Below are 15,998 nucleotides of genomic sequence, written 5' to 3'. Positions count from 1 at the left end.
CGCACCATTCGAGCGTCGCGACGGCCGCCCAGATGCTTTCGAGCTGGTACTCGGCCTCCGCCTGGCGCATCTCGCGCTTGGCGACTAGGCGCGGATAGGTCTGCTCGCGATCCAAAGCCTCGCGCCGAAGCTCGGCGATCTGGCGCAGGATCGAGGGGCGCTTCTCGCTCATCGCTCCCCCTCGCCAGGCGTTGCCGCGGCTCGGTCGCCGAAGTCGCGCGCGATGGTCTGCCCGGCGTGGAAACTGGCTGCGGCGAAGCTGCTCGGCCGATACGGACACGCCGCTGTCGGGTTGGCGAAGCCGGCATCAAAAGCCGGCGAAGAGCGCCCGTCGAAAGGTGGGTGCTTACAGAGGTACCGATAGGACGCCTGCTGCTCGAAGGTCGGGAAGACCGGCCTCCCTTCGACGATGAAGATCGCCTCGCTCATAGCGTCCTCACCACCCGGCCTTGCGGGCGCGCTCGATCACCTCGCGACCCTTTTCGGTGATGGTGCCGGCGCGGTCGATCAGCCCGCGCCGTTCGAGGGCCGCGGCCGCGACGCCGCCGTGGTCGACCTGGCCACGGCGCCGAGCCACGGCGCGGGTCAGGATGGCAAGGCCGGTGGCCGAGACGCCGAGACATTTGGCGAGTTCGCGCTCGCCGGCCGTGAATTTGCGCTGGATGGCCACGATCATCCCCCATCCCGCTGATCGGTGATCAGGAGCGGCCCGGCCTGGCCGCGCAGGCGCCGGCCCAGGTCGCGTTCCTTGCGGCTCTTCGGCTGCGGGCGATAGGGCGAGGCGGCCTCTTCCTGACGCTTCCGTTCGTCCTGCAGGTCGCGGAGCAGGAAGCCCAGATCCTCAGGGGAGGCGATCGTCACCTTGATGGTGACTGTCGTCGGACCCTTCAGGCGGGACGCCACGCTGTAGTCGGCGATCGACGCGCTGCGGGGCAGATAGATGGAGGTCATGCCGCGCCTCCCGCCAGCTCGACCTCGAAGGGCTCGGCCACGAAGTCTTCGCCCTCGGAGCCGATCGAGACGCCGGCGACCGTGGTCGCGACCTCGCGCTCCTTCAGCATCGCCTCCTTGTCGACCTCCTCCTTGGCGCGGATGAAGCGCTGCAGCCCCATGGTCTTCAGCCGGGCGAGGATGTCCTCGACCTTGCGGAGCGTCACGGAGGGCGGGCGCTTGCGCCATTTGACGATGCCGGTGCCGAGGTCGACGGTCTTGGTCTTGTCGCCGCCCGTCAGGGTGGTGCGGTTCGCCTCCGCCCAGACCTTCAGGCCGTTGAGCTTCGCCTCGACCGCGTCGCGCAGCGGCTGCGCCTCGGTCTCGGCCGCCTCTTTGAGCTTGGACAGTCGATCGTTGAGCGTCGCCTCCAGGCGCGCGACCCTTCGGTTGATCTCGCCGATCTCGCGCAGGCTCGCGGCGGCCTCTTCCCGGTTCTGCGGCACCGGCAGATTGATGCCGAGCGTCTTCGTCTTCTTAGCCATGCTTCACCTCCAGCTGTCCGATCCCGTCCCAAGCGCGGTGAACGGCGTCGATCGCGGTTTCGAGTTCTTGACGGGCGGCGCGCTCGAAGCGGCCGCCCTGGTCGCGAGTCCATGCGGCGCGGGCGGAGCGCAGGCGGCGCAAGGCCGTGCCGACCTCAGGCGGCCGGACGGGGACCTCGATCCGACGCTCGACGATGCGCGGCTCCGGTGCCGGCCGCTCCGTCTCGCGGACCAGGACCGTGCGGGCGAGCGCCTGGACCTCGGGCAGCGTCAGGCGGATCGCCGCCCGCGGCGAGGCGAGCGCCCGGCCGGCGACGGCGACGGGATCGATGTCGGCCGGCGGCGGCACGATGCCGGTGGCGAGCACGGCCGCGACGATCTCCAGGGCGGCTTCCGTGGCCTCGACGATCACGCGCGTCTCGCGCTCGGCCGGATCCGCCAGGGCCTGGTCGATCCGCGCGACGGCATTCAGCACCGTCGAATGGTCTCGTCCGCCCATCCACCGGCCGATGCGCGGCAGGCTGTAGTCTGTCCGGTTCTTGGCGATCCAGCAGGCGACATGCCGGGCGCGGACCATCTCGCGCGCGGTGCTGTGCGAGAGGATGTCGGCGACCGAAATGCCGGTCACCTCCGAGACGCATTCGACAATGGTGGCGACGGTGACGGTGGCAGTCATGCCGGCTGCCCTCCCTCGGGGACGCGGATCGGCACGACGCGAGCGTGGGGCGCGCGCAGGCGCACCACTCCGGGGGGCAACGTCACCGAGGCGGCGGCACACTCCTGCACGGCGACCACCTGGCGCGCGACGGCCAGGGCCTCGTTGCAGGTCACGACCGCGCGGTTGCACTCCTCGACGGCCGCGGCGTAGGCGGCGGTGGCCCGGTCGCGATCGGCGCGCAGCCGGCCCAGTTCGACGGCGATCCCGGTCAGGGCGAGCGAGATGACCCCGTAGAGCTGGGCCTCGATCGCGACCGGCCGGCTCTCGGCGACCGCGCGGCCGAACTCGGACGCGAGATCGGCGAGCAGGGTCTCAGCGGCGAATGTCATGGATCACCTCCGCATCCTCGGCCTGGCGCGAGAACAGCGGCGCGGCCGGCATCGGTTCGAGGGTCAGGACGACGACGGGCGATGCGCCGTCGACCAGGTTGCCGCGGCCGCGCCAGGGGCGGCCGTCGATCGAGACGGTGGCGACGACCGGACGGCCGGCGCCGGAGACCATGGGAGCGGGGCGGGCCATCAGCGCAGCTCCTCATTGCCGCGGTTCGCCCAGGCGGCGCGGATGTGGTCGGCCGAAAGGGGCTGCTGGGCACCGGCGGCCAGGAGGTGGGCGAGCCGGATCGTCTTGTCGACCTGCCGGAAGGCCCCGGCCTTCTTCGCAATGGTCGAGAGCAGGCGCCGGCAGTCCTTGTCGGAGATGTTCCAGATGTCGAGCAGGTGGGCGATGTCTTCCGGATAGGGCGCCGACCGCGACAGGCGCTTGCCGATCCGGCTGTGCAGCTGGCCGAATCCGGCCCGGGGGCTGGCGCCACCCCAGCGGGTGTGGACCTCCTCGTTGCCGACCAGCGCGATGCCGCAGCCCCACTGGTCGAGCCAGTAGCGCAGCTGGTTGACCGCCGCGTCCTCGATATGCTGCGCCTCGTCGACGATCAGCAGGGTCTGGCGGCCGTTGCGCCGCAGGCGCTGGCCGATGGCCCGGTCGATCTTGCGCGGGTTCTGTTCCGGGATGTCGAGTTCGAGCGCGATCTCGGCGACCATCGAATAGGCCGAGCGGGTGGTCTCCCGCATCGTCACCATGAAGGCGCCCGGCGAGGTGCGGACGAACTCCCGGCAGGCGGTCGACTTTCCCATGCCGGCCGCGAGCGTGATGATGACCATCTCCGACATGGTCTGCGCGTAGATGAGCGCGTCGGTGACCTCGCGCGCGGCCCGCGTCATCACGAAATCGGGCACGTCGGGAATCGCGACCGCCGTGCGCTGGCGCTCCTCGATCGCATCCAGATATCGGATGACCTTGGCGGTGACGTTCGCGACAGACCCGCCATACTTGCCGTCCAGCCAGGGCGAGAGGGTCCCCATCGGCACTTCCGACCGGCGCGCGATCTCGGACCGGGACAGTCCGGCGGCCTTGGCGTGGGTGTTGAGCCGCTCTGTCGCGGCGCGCCACGCCTCCAGGTCCGCGGCCGGCACGCGCTCCGGATTCGTCGCCGGATCGAGGCCCGCGGGCTTCTCTTGAACTGCGATGTCGCTCATGGGATGCTGGTCTCCTTGTGAAAGTCCCTCGGGCGGTTCGGCGTGCAAGGCCGGCCGCCCGAACTCATTTGCGGCCCCGCTTGGGGCCGATTCCTCAGGCTCCAGGCCTCCGGAACGGGGTGACGGTGTCGGCGCCGGCCTCGGCGAGCTGGCGGAGCGCGGCGCCGAAGGCCTCTTCGTCGAACTGGCCGGGCTGCGGCGCGCGGCCGCCATTGGCGACGAGCTTCACGACTCTCTGCTCGGGCGCCTGATAGGGCGCGGGCTCGGGCATGAGCGCGGCGACCTCGTCGATGGTCATCCGCCGTTCGGCGGCGAGCAGTTCGCGCTGGGCGCGCATCCACTGCCGCTTCCGGCGTGCATGTTCCTGGGCGGCGGCCGCATCGGCGAATCCGGTCGCCTCGATGCAGGGCGCTGTCGCGACATACCGGCCGTCGAGCCGGTAAACCGAGACGCCGGCGAGCAGATCGTCGGGATCGAACCGGACCGTGACCTTGTGGCCGGCCAGGTCGGCGAGCGGCTCGGCCCAGTAGCGGTTGCCCGCGAGTTGGACCTCGCCGGTCGGTGCCCGGCAGGTGACGCCTTCGGCGGCCAGCAGCAGCATGCGGCGCTGGGCCTCGGTCGCCCGTTTCACCAGGGCCGAGGCGTAGGACTCGGCGAAGGTTTCGTGGAACGAGCGTCCCCGGGCGGTCTGTGTCTTTCGGCCGGGTCGGCGGTTGTGCGCCGCGATCTCGGCGGCGACCACGTCGCGGAAGGTTTCGATCGGGATGGCCTTCGCGCCGTAATTCTCGGGCTTCGCCGCGGGATTGTTGCCCGTATAGGCACCGGCAAAGCGCGGATGCTTGGCGATGTCGTCGCACATGTCCCGGAAGGCGCGCTCGATCGGCTTCGACTGACCGTGGTAGGGCTTGGCCCAGGCGATCTGCACGCCGAGGAGAGGCAGCAGCCCCGTCGGATCGTCATCCCGGATCTTGAACCGGTATCGGGTCTTTGCTCCGCCGGAGAGCCATTTCGAGGCCCAGGCGCGGCCGTTGTCGAGCGTCGCCCGCTCCGGGATGCCCCAGCTTTCGACCATATCGGCCAAGGCGTGACGGACGAGCGTCCAGTTTTCGGACTCTCCGATGCGATGGGCGAGGATCATGCCCGAATAGAGATCCTGGATCGCCGCCATGATCGGCCGGCCGATGCTTCCGTCTCCCCATTTCACGAACACGTCGAACTTGTGCCCGTCGGCGGTGATCGCCTCCATGGCCGTGAAGATGCTGCGGTCACGGGTCTGATGCGGGAAGACCGCCTCGACCGCATGGGCGCCCTTGCGCGCGAGCATCTGCACCGCGCGCGGAATCGCATCGAGCCGGCGCTTCAAGGTCTTGTCGCTCGGGATCGGGCTCCAGCCGTGTTCGGCCGCCGCGGCCCGCATGCGGCGGGCGCACGCCTCGAAGGTGGGTGCCTCCGGCCGAAGCCAATCGGCGCGGATCATGTCCCACGCGTCCGGATGGATGTCGGCTGTCGCGATGCGGCCGACATGCTTCGGCGCCAGGGCCGGCAGGCGGTCGGCGGGCGGGACCTCCTCGGCCTGGCGAAGCCAGGTCCAGAGAGTCGAGGTCGAGATATCGGCCTCGCGCGCGGCGAGCGCGACCGCACACTGCCGGGTCATGCCGGCGGCGAGCTGGCGCACCTGGTCGACCACGGCGAGCCGCCGCGCCGCTTCCGCGCGCGCCTTTTCAGGCAGGGCGTCGAAGCGTTCCCAGAGGCTCTTCGACACGGCCTCCCGGCGGGCCGCGGCCGTCTCGGCCATCGGGGCCTGCCGGGCGAGCAGCCGGGCGCGGACTTCCGCCGGGAAGAGCGAATGATGGTAGTGCCAGGTGCCGCCCTCGCGACCGGGGCCTGCCTCCAGGCGGGCCTGTTCGTGCCGCTCGCGCCACCCGCACTCGGCGATGTGCCGCTTCAGAGCCGATTCAGACATCGGCAGGGGTGCGGGGCCGATGGCCAGGAGGTCGGCGACCGTGAACCACTCCTTCATGAGCGGCCTCCCTTCGCCGGCGAGGGGCGTCGGCGAACATTGGCGACCGGGACCGGATCGGCCTCCAGTTCGGACTTCAGTTCGCGCAGCTGCGCGTCGATGCGCTGCCGCTCCTGGCTGAGGAGCCCATAGGTCGCCAGTTTCGCCTCGCGACCCTCCATGACGATGAGGCCGTCGTCGGCGACCAGCATGTCCCAGAGCCAACGGGCGCCGGTCGCCCGCACGAAGGCGACAAACCGGCTGATGCCCATGTCGTGCTCCGGCTTCGAGCCGGCGGTGTAGGTGTAGAGCGCCGCTGCGGAGAGCGGCCGGCCGGTCATCTCGGTGATGCGCGCGGCGACGATCGCGGCCGATTCCGGGCAGTCCTTCAACGCCTGGCCTAACGCGAGCTGGATCTTCAGGCAGTCGACGGTCTGCGGCGTCGCCGTGGGCCGGCGCACTGGATAGAGCGCCGGGAAGAGGCTTCCCTGCCGCTCGTCCGCCGATGTGCCCTTGCGCCGTGCCGCCATGGCCGCCGCCCCCTCAAGCCTGGCCGCGATCGGATGCGGATTTGCGCCGCATCCAGTCGTCGAGAACCCGCTTGGCCTCGGCCGGCGCGATGCCGACATGGGCCAGGAAGCGCTTGCGCTCGTCGCGACCGGCGCGCGACCAGAAGTCGATCAGCTTCTGGACGATCACGTCGCCCCGATCGGGCGCTGGCTCGGCCAGCGCCTCGCGCACGGACTTGGCCGTACCGGCCGCGATGGCGTCCACAACCGCGCCGCGGCGCTCGGCCGGCACCTTGGCGAGCTTTTCCAGCTCGCTCTGATTGGAAGCCAAGGGCGTGCCGCGGAGCCGCGCCAGCGTCTCCCGCCCGAGCGCTTGGACGATCGCGACCGCGCGCCAGGTGGTTCGCTCGGAGATGCCGATCCGCTCGGCGACGTCCTGCGAAAACCAGACTGCCAAGTTGGCAGTTTGATTTTCCTCTGTGAATTCAGCGCTCTTCCGGTCGCCACCCCGCCGGACGTTGGGGTGCAGCTGCTCGTAGACGGCCTTGCGCTCGGACAGGAAGATTGCGCGGTCGATCGGCGACAGTTCGCGGCGGATCAGGTTCTCGTCGATCTCGGCGAGCCGCGCCTCCAGGTCGTCCATCTCGCGGACGGTGCAGTCGATCTCGTGCCATCCGATAAGCCCGGCCGCTGCGAGGCGATGCGCGCCGGCGACCAGCTGGTACCGGCCATCGGCGATCGGGCGCACCAGGATCGGGTCGGTCTGGCCGATGCGGTCCATCGAATCGGCGAGGCCCGCGACATAGTCGTCGTCGGTCGGTCGCAGCCGATCGGGAATGTCGATGTCTGAAATCCGGATATGCGTCATGGTGCCCGCGGGAAAAGACGCCGGCCGGTCTGACCCGGCCGGCAGTTGAGGGAGGAAACGCCCAAGGGGCGCCTCCGCGCCGGATGCGATCCGGCGGGAGCGGGGAATGCGGGCCGGGCGGGAGATTGCCCGGCCCGCAGCGGCGCGGCGGTGGTTTTCAGGGGATTGGGCCGCGCCGGAACCATGATCAGGCCGCCGCTTCGATCGGGCCGGCCAGGTCGGTGGGTTCGGCCAGCCGGCGCAGCCGCCAGCCGGACCGCTCGTTGACCGCGAAGCTGTCCAGCATCCGGATGAGATCGGACGCATCCCCGAACCGCGGGAACTGGCGCGCGTCGGCTTCGAAGAACCCTTCGCCGCCGACCAGCACGAGATCGTCGGAAGCCGAGATCAGCGAGGCGATCTGGCCCGTGAAATAGACCTCGCCGCCAGGCGCGCGGGTCGAGGACTTCACCAGGACGTACATCAGCAGTCTCCGGGTATCTCAGGGTGGAATTTTGCGCGCGGCGGTCGACCGCGGCGGTGTCTACGCGGCGGGGCGATTCCGACTGGCGCCGAGGGGCTCCGCCGCGGTATTGAATCCGTGCGATGCAGGGCGAGCCGCATAGCGGTCGGGCCAGAGTTCGGCGGGCGAAATCCCGAGGAATCCGGCGATGGCCCGTTCTCCAGCGGCATGCTTCCGATGCAAGGCCACCTTGCACGCTGACGGTTCGAGGGCCGCGGCGCGCGCGATCCCGACCAGGGTCGCTCCGCGCCGATGCACCTCGGCTTTGATGGCGTGTTTGTCCCATCGGCGGATTGCCATGCGTCGTCTCCGGAGCAGGCCCTGGCAGGGGCCTCTTTTCGGGGCTGCAAATCACCTTGGTGACACTCGCACAAATCTACGAATCTCTCAAGAGATATGTGCGGAAGGAGGGTAAGTGTCCGGAGTGCCCGAGCGGCTTCGGAGGCTGATGGAGCAGCGGTCCATTAAGTCGGTCAGCGAATTCGCCCGCCTCTGCGGGGTCGAAGAAAGCTCGATGCGGCAGTATCTTCAGGGCAAGACGCTGCCCAGCTTCCAGAACTTGGTTGCAATTCACGAGGCGACGGGCACTCCGATCGACTGGCTCGTGACTGGAAAGGGTTCGGATAAATATGCGAAAACGTCAACAGAAACATCCGGGTCGTCAGGCGTAGGGCTATCCATTCCTATTCAAAGACTGTCAATCCGAGCGTCGGCAGGGGCGGGTGGCGCCGTGATGGACGACAACGCCGATTTCGTTTCAGTTCCTTGGGCAATTGTTGATCAGATCGGCCTTAAGCCCGATCAGATGAGGCTCTTGCAAGGGCATGGCGGCTCAATGGAGCCGACCATTGGCGACGGTGATTTGCTCCTCGTCGACGTGCGGAAGGACACTCGCGCGCAACCCGCAGACGGGAAAATCTATGTCTTCGCGCTCGGCGACGATGTCTATGTCAAACGACTACTCAAGACTCCGCGTGGCTGGTCGATGCGGTCCGACAACCGGGATCTTTACCCCTCGGATGAGCTGATCCCACCCGATGAGCCTTTTCGAATATTTGGCAGGGTGAGATGGACGGGACGGCAACTCTGAAGGCAGCCGACGGTTGCGGTCTGCTACGGTTTGCATCTATCCTCGATGGCAGGCACGCAAGAGGCCCATCAGGGAGTTTGCCATGCGATCGATTTCAATGGTTGTTGCGATCCTTTTTGCAGTTTCCTGGGGACCTGACGCCTTAGCCTTGGGTGTCAATCCCGGAACGAAAGCAGATGCTCCGCGCGTCGTGAAGGTCCAGGGTGACCAACTGGCTTGCAAGGGCTGCGGATGTCGAGGTGGCGCCGGGTATAGGCTTCCGAACGGTAAGTGTGCCCCTCGGGGGCGCTGAGGTCGTAATCGTCCGCCTCGGTTGGCGACACGAAGGTCTATATGGGTCGGCAAGTGCGTTGGTGTTTGTGATGAAGGCTCCGGCCATAGCCATCGCTCTTGCCGTTTCCTGGCTTTTCGCCGGGGAGGCTGAAGCTGGTGACCAAGAGACTGCGCGGCGTTTCGCCAGCGACCTGCAGAGAATTGAACGCCAAGTGGTGGCAGCATATCGCGCTGCGGACGCCGGGACCTTAGACGCACTCCGTCGGTCGCTCTTTCCCTTTCAGGGACGCGGCTTGGAGACGCAGCCTGATCACACGGAATGCGCGAGCGCCGCTGGTTTCCTGGTCTTCATCATCGACGACATGCTGTACCCGCCTGAGAAGGGTGCGCCTCTCTATGGCCGGGATGTCCGCACCTTCAGTTCGATGATGTCGATGTGCGAACGCCGCCTCGGCATAACAGGCCACCGGGCATTCCCGCCTTTGATCCCCTGAGCACGAACTGCCGACGCAAGTGGGCCTATTCCTCGATCCTGTCTGGAAGAGACGTCCCCGCCTATATCATTGCGAGGGCGATGGTTTTGCCTTCAACATGCTCGACAAAGAAATAGGCCCACGCTGGGCCTATGGATGCGACCTGACTAGGCCGCAACCTGCGGCCAGCGCGTCGACCTGGCGTACTTCCGCGCCGTCGCTAAAAGGCGGTTCTCAGCCGTTTTCCGCAGCCTTAAAAGACGCTTCGAAGGGTCGTGCCTCACAGCGGGGCGGGCGACGACGACTCCGATTTCATGTGTCCGCCCGGCCGTACCTCCAGGATCAAGTGTCTAATCGACCCACCCGATTAGACCGCCCCGGCTCGCCGTAAACCGTTGCCTCCGCGCCGTTTCCGGACATTCCCGCCTGTTCCCACCCAATCCCGCCGACTCCGGTTTCAAGTGTCCGGGCACAATCGGCCCGTGTCCGGACCGCAGCTTCGGAGCCTGTTGCGGCATCGCCCCCCTCATCCCGCCTTCGGCGACCTTCTCCCCCCTTGGGGGGAGAAGGGGAAGGAGCCGCGGGGTCGAGGCGATGTTTTCCGCGTTCTCTCAAGAGGTCGATTCTCTTCTTCCCCGGGGAGAGAAGGAGAAGGGGCCGCGGGATCGGGCGGTCAGGCGATGCGGGCGACGATGGCGCAGATGGGGTCGAGGTGGTGGCGCTTTTCCATGGCACTGGTGCCGGTCCGCAGGTATTGCGGCACCTTGGCGAACCAGTCGTCGGGATCGGCGATGCGCTGGCGGACCAGGGTCTCGATCATGGCCTCGCGCAGGATCGAGCGCTGGGCCTCGAAGGCGTCGCCGGCGGCGGGGCGGATCACCGTCTCGCGATAGGCGGCGAGCACCGAGAAGGCCTCGCGCTCGGAGAGCGGGCGGATGCCGTCGATCTCGGCCGCGGGGTCAAAACCGGCAGTCCCGGCGCGCCGGTCGACGCCCGCCGGGACAGCCTGAGCGCCGGGCGGGGTGGCGGGCGGCGGCGGGACCGGAGCATCGGGGGCCCCGACGACGATCTCCGACACCGCGGCCGAGGGCACCGCTGCCGTCGCCGACGACGCGGCGCCGTCGCGCGCGGGGACATCGGCGGTCGGCGCGACCTGCCCGGACGCGGCACCGTCGGGCGCGGGGAGCGCGCCGGATGACGTCGCCGCCCCGGCCGCGGCACCGTCGGGTGTCGGGGCCGCGCCGGATGGCGCCGCCGCCCCGGACGCCGCGATCGGCATGGGTTCAGCCCCGGGCCCGACCGCGGCGCGGCCGACTTCCGGACCGGACACATCTGCGGCGCCGGACGCTGCCCGAACGTCCGGACCGGCCTCCGCTGCCGCGGCCGCCTCGCCATCGGCGGCGCCCTGCGGCGCGCGCCAGAGGACATAGTCGGCCGCCGCTGCCGGCGTCCGGGCGCGCAAGTCCTCCAGGCGGCGGACCAGACGGTCGGTCTGCTGGCCGGCATCCTCGAACCAGTCGGTCGACCAGACCCGCAGGATGTCCCAGCCGAGGCCGCGCAGCACCTCCTCGCGCAGGCGGTCGCGGTCGCGCGCGCTGCGGCTGGAATGATAGGCCGCGCCGTCGCATTCGATGCCGGCCAGGAAGGTCTCCTGCCGGTCCGGATGGCGGATGCCGAGATCGATGCGGTAGCCGGAGACGCCGACCTGCGGCACGACCCGGTAGCCGCGGGCCTCCAGCCGGCGGGCGACCTCGATCTCGAAATCGCTGTCCGGCACGCCGGCCGTCCGGCCCGGCGCCGCGCGGCCGCGCGTCTCAGCATATTCGAGATAGTTGCGCAGGGCATGGACGCCCTCGCGCGAGGTCTCGCTCGGCACCACGTCGATCGAGCCGAACGAGGCGAACAGGCCGATGCGCAGGCGGGCGCGCGAGAACAGCACGTTGAGCCGGCGGGCGCCGTGGCGGCTGTTGATCGGCCCGAAGCGCTGCTTCATCGCCTTGGCGCCGGCCTCCTTGCCGTAGGTCAGCGAGATGAAGATGAAGTCGCGCTCGTCGCCCTGCACATTCTCCAGATTCTTGACGAAGAGCGGCTCGCCGCGCTTCTCCATGATCTCGCCATAGCGCTCGACCGCCTCGTCGCCGGCGGCGAAGCGGCGTAGGGTCTCGCCGACCAGGTCGCGCTGGTCGGTGTTGAGCGTGACGATGCCGAGCGAGCGGACCTCATGCTCCGGCAGGCCGGCATGGTGGCGCATGAAGGCGATCGCCTCCTCGGCGATGCGCTCGGCCTCGGCCGGGTTGCGGCGCGCCTGATAGGTGCCGTCGACGCGCACCAGATCAACCGAGAAGGCCCCTGGCCGCGCCGCCGGAAAGGTGATCAGGCCGTTGTCGTAGAAGGTCTCGTTGGAGAAGCGGATCAGGCTCTCGCAGCGGCTGCGATAGTGCCATTTCAGCCGGCGCACCTCGCCGAACACCTTCTGGCAGCGCTCCAGGATGGATTCGTCGTCGACATCGTCGGCCTCGGCCTCGTCGGTCGGCGCGTCGCCGGAGCGTTCGAAGAAGCTGGTCGGCGGCAGCTGGCGCGGATCGCCGACCACGACCATCTGGCGCGCGCGCAGCATGGCGCCGAGCGCATCCTCGGGCCGCATCTGCGACGCCTCGTCGATGACCAGAAGGTCGAAGGCGATCCGGCCGGGCGGCAGGAACTTGGCAAGCGACAGCGGCGACATCATGAAGCAGGGCTTCAGCGACAGGATCGCCCCGGCGGCGCGGCCGACCAGCGACCGCACCGGCACGAAGCGCTTCTGCTTCGGCAATTCGTTCCTGAGCAGGGCCATCTCGGTCCAGGTGGTCACCGAGCCGCCTTTGGCGCCGTCCGGCGGGCGGCGGGTCAGCAGGCGCGTCCGCACGGTCTCGCGGTCGGACCGGATCTTGGCCCGGTCGCGCTCGGCGAAGATGCGGCGGCGCGCCTCCAGTTCCCCGCCATTGGAGCGGGCGAGCCCCGCCGCGGTCTGACGGGCCCGTTCGGCCCGGCGCCGGGCGACCACCCAGGCGAAGGCCTCGGCGATACCGGCGCCCGGCAGGCCGGCCGCGTCGATCCGGTCGAGAAGATCGTCGAGCCCGGTCGCGGCCAGCCGGCGCCGGGCGGCCTGCAGCGCGACGAAGTCGGCCAGCTGATGGCGCGCGGCGACCAGCGCCTCGGCGCGGGCGAAGCGTTCGGCGAGGGCGAGATCGGCCAGCCGGGCCAGCCCGACGCCGGTGAGATCGACCAGGCTCGCCTCGTGGTGGGCCAGCCGGTTGCGGGCTTCGGTGCAGAGCGCCGCCAGCCGGGTCCGCACGGCCCCGGCCTCCGCCGAGACGAGGGCGGCCTGGACCGCAGCCGGAAAGCCGCAGGCTGCCGTCGCGGCGAGCCAGTCGAGACCGCTTCGGGCCGCCGGCACGGCCGCCATGTCGGGGATCGCGGCGGTGACCCGATCGGCCAGGCCCGTTGCGGCGAGACGGTCCGCAGCCGCGCTGCGCTCGCGATCGAGCGTTGCCGCCCGGGCGATCCGGGCCAGCGGCGCCGGCGAGGCGGCCAGCGCCTGATCGGGATCGGCGGCCAGGAAGCGGGTCCACAAGGTCCGCTGCTGGCCGAGGCCGCGCAGGAGATCGCGGATCGAGCCGGCACCGGAGCCGAGCGCGCCGAGGGCCGGCGACTTCGCCACGCCTTCGCCGGCCAGGCGAAAGCCGGCCAGGGCGGCGGCCCGCTCGGCGTCGAGTGCCAGGATCGCGGCAAGCGCCGGCGCGAGGCCCGGCCGGTCCGCGGCCGCCGCTTCGAGGTCCCGCCGCAGGCCGCGGCCGCGGGCGATCGGCTCGAACGGCATGGCGAGCCCGGCCCAGGCGGACCCGAACACCTGCGCGGCGGTCCGATCGGTCTCGAAACGCGCCGTCCGCTCGACATGATCGGCCAGCCGTTCGAGATGCGCGGCGAGGAGGCGGCCCTCGCCGGCCAGACCGACGCGGGCGACGATCGCATCGGCTTCGGCCATCGTGCCGTCGAGCCGTCCGATCAGGCGCCCGATCCAGGATCGCCCCAAGGCCGCCGCAGCCTTGCGCATCGCGGCCGGCTCCGGCAGGTCCGGCGCCCCCAGGACCGGGCTCAGCCGCATGATGTCGCCGCGCTCGCGCGCCAGCGCCGACCATTCGGCATGAAGCCGGTCGAAGGCAGCATCATCCAAGGTGGCGTCGAGATACCAGCTCCGCTCGAGCGGGGTCAGCACGGCCAGCCCGACGATCGCCTTGGCGATCAGGCCGAGGGCCTCGGCCGGCAGGCCGTCGTCGAGACCGACGATGTCGAGTGCCGGCAACAGCGCCGCAACCAGCGCCTCGGTCGCGTCGACCGCGGCGATCGAGCGTCGCGCCTGGGCGAAAAGCTCAGCCGGCGACCGTTCGGCATCGGCGCGCGGCGGCAGGGCGGCCAGCACCGCAGGTCCCCGGGCGATCAGATCGTCGGGCAGGCCGATCTGGGCGAACAGCACCGCATGGTCGGTGTCGCGATCGAGCCAGTCGATGCGCGCCGTGCCGGCCTCCCGCGCGATCACCGGATCGAGACCGGCCCAGGGGGTCGGATCCGGCGGCGGCTCGGCCGGCAGCGCGGCCTCGCGCCGGACCAGCGCCAGGGCCTCGTCGAGCGTGGCCGGGCCGAATTCGGCCAAGAGCGCCGGCAGATCCATCGCCGGGCGGCCCGTCGCGATCACCCGGTCGAGCGCGGCGATCAGGCGCGGCTGCTCGTGCGGCGCCGGCTCGGCCTCGATCAGGCCGGACCAGACGCAGGCCTGGCGCGGGCCGAAGGCCTGTTCGAAGGCCTGCACCTGGTAGGCATAGGTCTCGACCTCGCCGGTGAGGTCGGCGAGCGCGACCGGGTCGGTCAGGAGGCCGTCCGGCAGGCGCGTCGCCGCGAGTGCGGCGGCCCCGTCGGCGAAGCGCGCGGCCCCCCGGATCGAGGACCAGATCAGCGAGAAGGGGGTGGCGCGGTCGGCGGCTGGCTCGTGCAGCGCCTGGACATACTCGGAGACGAAGGCGCGCGCGGCGCGCCAGGTCGGGTCGGGCGCCGGTGCCGGGGTTCCGCCTCCCACGCCGACGCCGAGGTCGCAGCGGTCGGCGAGGCTTTTGACCACCGCCTTCGGCGAGGATTTCTCGGAATGCAGTTCCAGACAGAAATGGCCGAGCCCGGCGCCGTCGAGCCGGCGCTTGACGACGTCGAGCGCGGCCTGCTTCTCGGCCAGGAACAGGACGCTGCGGCCGGCCGCGAGCGCATTGGCGATGACGTTGGTGATGGTCTGCGACTTGCCGGTGCCGGGCGGGCCCTGGATGACCAGGTTCTTGGCCTGCATCACGTCGACCAGCGCACTGTGCTGGGAGGCGTCGGCGTCCTGGATCAGGATCGGGGCGATCCGCTCGATCTCGGGATCGTCGATCGGATAGTCCGGCGGGGCGCCGAGCGGGGCGGTCGCCACGGCATCGCGCTCGAAGCCGGCGAGCAGCGAGCCGACCAGGCCGGTCTCGACCGGATCGACCGTCCAGCGCTCCGGCCGGGTATCCTCGTAGATGGCGATGCGCGCGAAGGAGAAGTGGCCGAGCACCAGCCAGCGCCGCACCCGCCAGCGCGGCAGGCCCTCGACGGCGGCCCGGACCGCCTCGAAATAGGCCTCCACGGCGCCGGCCTTCTGGCTATCCTCCTCGTCGGCGGGCGCGAAATCGGGCAGGATGCGGCCGTAGCGGCGGTCCTCGAGCAGCTTCTGCAGGCTGATATTGCCTTCCGCGACCGGCTCGCGCGCCGACAGCGCATAGACCTCCTTGCCGCGCAGCCGCTCGCGCTCGATGCGCACCGGCAGCAGGATCAGGGGCGCGTAAAGCGGCTTGTCGGAGGTCTCGCTCTCGTACCATTCGAGGAAGCCGAAGGCGAGAAACAGCGTCGACAGGCCGGATTCCTGCTCGGCGAGGCGGGCCTCGTCGTGGATCTTCTCCAGGACGGATTCCAGCTCTTCGGGATATTTCAGCGTCTGCAGCTGACCATTGCCGTGCGACGGCTTGGTGGCGGCCGGGCCGAGTTCCGGGTTCGGCTCGATGCCGAGCGCGCGGGCATGGTCGTTGCGGTTGATCTCGGCACGTTCGGGGCGTGGCGGCAGGTCGAGTTCGACGCGCAGACGCCGGCGCAGCGCCTGTTCGAGCCGGTCGAGTTCGGCCTCGTTGTCGCCGCCGGCCGCCTGCAGGCCTTCCAGCGCGACGAGATATTCGACATCGGACGCGCGGGCATGGTCGAGCGCAGCAAGGAACTCCTCGGTCTTCTCGTCGGCCGGGATGGTGTCCGGCTCCGGCAGCGCGACCAGCCGCATCGCGACCTCGCCGCCGGTCAGCCGGGCGTAGACCTCCTCGAGCACCTCGTCGACGATCTGCAACTGCCGCTTCGAGCGGCTGCCGACCGGATAGCTCAGCATGCGATTGCGCTTGGTCAGGTCGAGCAGCTTCAGCCGCAACTGTTCGTAGAGCCGCCCGAGCCGCGCCTTCTCGGTCTGTTCGAGCAT

Annotated in this window: 16 protein-coding genes; 2 read left to right on the top strand and 14 right to left on the bottom strand. The window is 70.0% G+C overall.

What is annotated here, in order from left to right; translation table 11 throughout:
- Positions 1 to 168: 168 nt before the first annotated feature.
- The 13 genes from KL771_RS17865 to KL771_RS17805 form a co-directional block, all read right to left on the bottom strand.
- On the bottom strand, positions 169 to 429 hold the full coding sequence (locus KL771_RS17865) for a hypothetical protein (RefSeq protein ID WP_261969891.1): 261 nt from the start codon (positions 427 to 429) through the stop codon (positions 169 to 171).
- Positions 430 to 436: 7 nt separating this feature from the next.
- A complete protein-coding gene (locus KL771_RS17860; protein ID WP_261969890.1) occupies positions 437 to 676 on the bottom strand; it encodes a hypothetical protein in 240 nt (79 codons plus the stop codon).
- Positions 673 to 951 (bottom strand): hypothetical protein, encoded by a 279-nt coding sequence (locus KL771_RS17855; RefSeq protein WP_261969889.1) that lies wholly within the window; start codon positions 949 to 951, stop codon positions 673 to 675. The genes KL771_RS17860 and KL771_RS17855 overlap by 4 nt, the downstream gene beginning before the upstream one ends.
- Positions 948 to 1,475, bottom strand: coding sequence for a host-nuclease inhibitor Gam family protein (locus KL771_RS17850; RefSeq protein WP_261969888.1), 528 nt, complete (start codon positions 1,473 to 1,475; stop codon positions 948 to 950). The genes KL771_RS17855 and KL771_RS17850 overlap by 4 nt, the downstream gene beginning before the upstream one ends.
- Positions 1,468 to 2,151 carry a helix-turn-helix domain-containing protein gene (locus tag KL771_RS17845; RefSeq protein ID WP_261969887.1) on the bottom strand — a complete coding sequence of 228 codons (684 nt, stop codon included), beginning with the start codon at positions 2,149 to 2,151 and terminating at the stop codon, positions 1,468 to 1,470. The genes KL771_RS17850 and KL771_RS17845 overlap by 8 nt, the downstream gene beginning before the upstream one ends.
- The gene (locus KL771_RS17840) at positions 2,148 to 2,522 is read right to left on the bottom strand and encodes a hypothetical protein (protein WP_261969886.1); all 375 of its coding nucleotides are present in this window, start codon (positions 2,520 to 2,522) and stop codon (positions 2,148 to 2,150) included. The genes KL771_RS17845 and KL771_RS17840 overlap by 4 nt, the downstream gene beginning before the upstream one ends.
- Complete coding sequence (locus KL771_RS17835) at positions 2,506 to 2,712, bottom strand: hypothetical protein (protein ID WP_261969885.1); 207 nt, start codon at positions 2,710 to 2,712, stop codon at positions 2,506 to 2,508. Before KL771_RS17835 ends, KL771_RS17840 begins: the two co-directional genes overlap by 17 nt.
- Positions 2,712 to 3,725, bottom strand: coding sequence for an AAA family ATPase (locus KL771_RS17830; protein WP_261969884.1), 1,014 nt, complete (start codon positions 3,723 to 3,725; stop codon positions 2,712 to 2,714). The genes KL771_RS17835 and KL771_RS17830 overlap by 1 nt, the downstream gene beginning before the upstream one ends.
- A gap of 94 nt (positions 3,726 to 3,819) precedes the next feature.
- Complete coding sequence (locus KL771_RS17825) at positions 3,820 to 5,745, bottom strand: transposase domain-containing protein (RefSeq protein ID WP_261969883.1); 1,926 nt, start codon at positions 5,743 to 5,745, stop codon at positions 3,820 to 3,822.
- On the bottom strand, positions 5,742 to 6,254 hold the full coding sequence (locus KL771_RS17820) for a hypothetical protein (protein ID WP_261969882.1): 513 nt from the start codon (positions 6,252 to 6,254) through the stop codon (positions 5,742 to 5,744). The genes KL771_RS17825 and KL771_RS17820 overlap by 4 nt, the downstream gene beginning before the upstream one ends.
- Positions 6,255 to 6,267: 13 nt before the next feature.
- Positions 6,268 to 7,101 (bottom strand): ParB/RepB/Spo0J family partition protein, encoded by an 834-nt coding sequence (locus tag KL771_RS17815; protein ID WP_261969881.1) that lies wholly within the window; start codon positions 7,099 to 7,101, stop codon positions 6,268 to 6,270.
- Between the two features lie 187 nt (positions 7,102 to 7,288).
- Positions 7,289 to 7,564, bottom strand: a complete 276-nt coding sequence (locus KL771_RS17810; protein WP_261969880.1) for a hypothetical protein — start codon at positions 7,562 to 7,564, stop codon at positions 7,289 to 7,291.
- Positions 7,565 to 7,624: 60 nt separating this feature from the next.
- Positions 7,625 to 7,903 carry a helix-turn-helix domain-containing protein gene (locus KL771_RS17805; RefSeq protein WP_261969879.1) on the bottom strand — a complete coding sequence of 93 codons (279 nt, stop codon included), beginning with the start codon at positions 7,901 to 7,903 and terminating at the stop codon, positions 7,625 to 7,627.
- A 115-nt stretch (positions 7,904 to 8,018) separates the two neighbouring features.
- Between KL771_RS17805 and KL771_RS17800 the strand changes: the two genes are divergently transcribed.
- Together KL771_RS17800 and KL771_RS17795 are read left to right on the top strand one after the other, a co-directional pair.
- The gene (locus KL771_RS17800; RefSeq protein WP_315901509.1) at positions 8,019 to 8,693 is read left to right on the top strand and encodes an XRE family transcriptional regulator; all 675 of its coding nucleotides are present in this window, start codon (positions 8,019 to 8,021) and stop codon (positions 8,691 to 8,693) included.
- A 203-nt stretch (positions 8,694 to 8,896) separates the two neighbouring features.
- Positions 8,897 to 9,460, top strand: coding sequence for a hypothetical protein (locus KL771_RS17795; RefSeq protein ID WP_261969878.1), 564 nt, complete (start codon positions 8,897 to 8,899; stop codon positions 9,458 to 9,460).
- Between the two features lie 652 nt (positions 9,461 to 10,112).
- Here KL771_RS17795 and KL771_RS17790 read toward each other — a convergent pair.
- A complete protein-coding gene (locus KL771_RS17790) occupies positions 10,113 to 15,998 on the bottom strand; it encodes a DUF4011 domain-containing protein (RefSeq protein WP_261969877.1) in 5,886 nt (1,961 codons plus the stop codon).

Source organism: Prosthecodimorpha staleyi (assembly GCF_018729455.1).
GTDB classification, from domain to species: domain Bacteria; phylum Pseudomonadota; class Alphaproteobacteria; order Rhizobiales; family Ancalomicrobiaceae; genus Prosthecodimorpha; species Prosthecodimorpha staleyi.
Note: the sequence above shows the minus strand (reverse complement) of the source record. Positions and strands in the feature narration are given on the sequence as shown.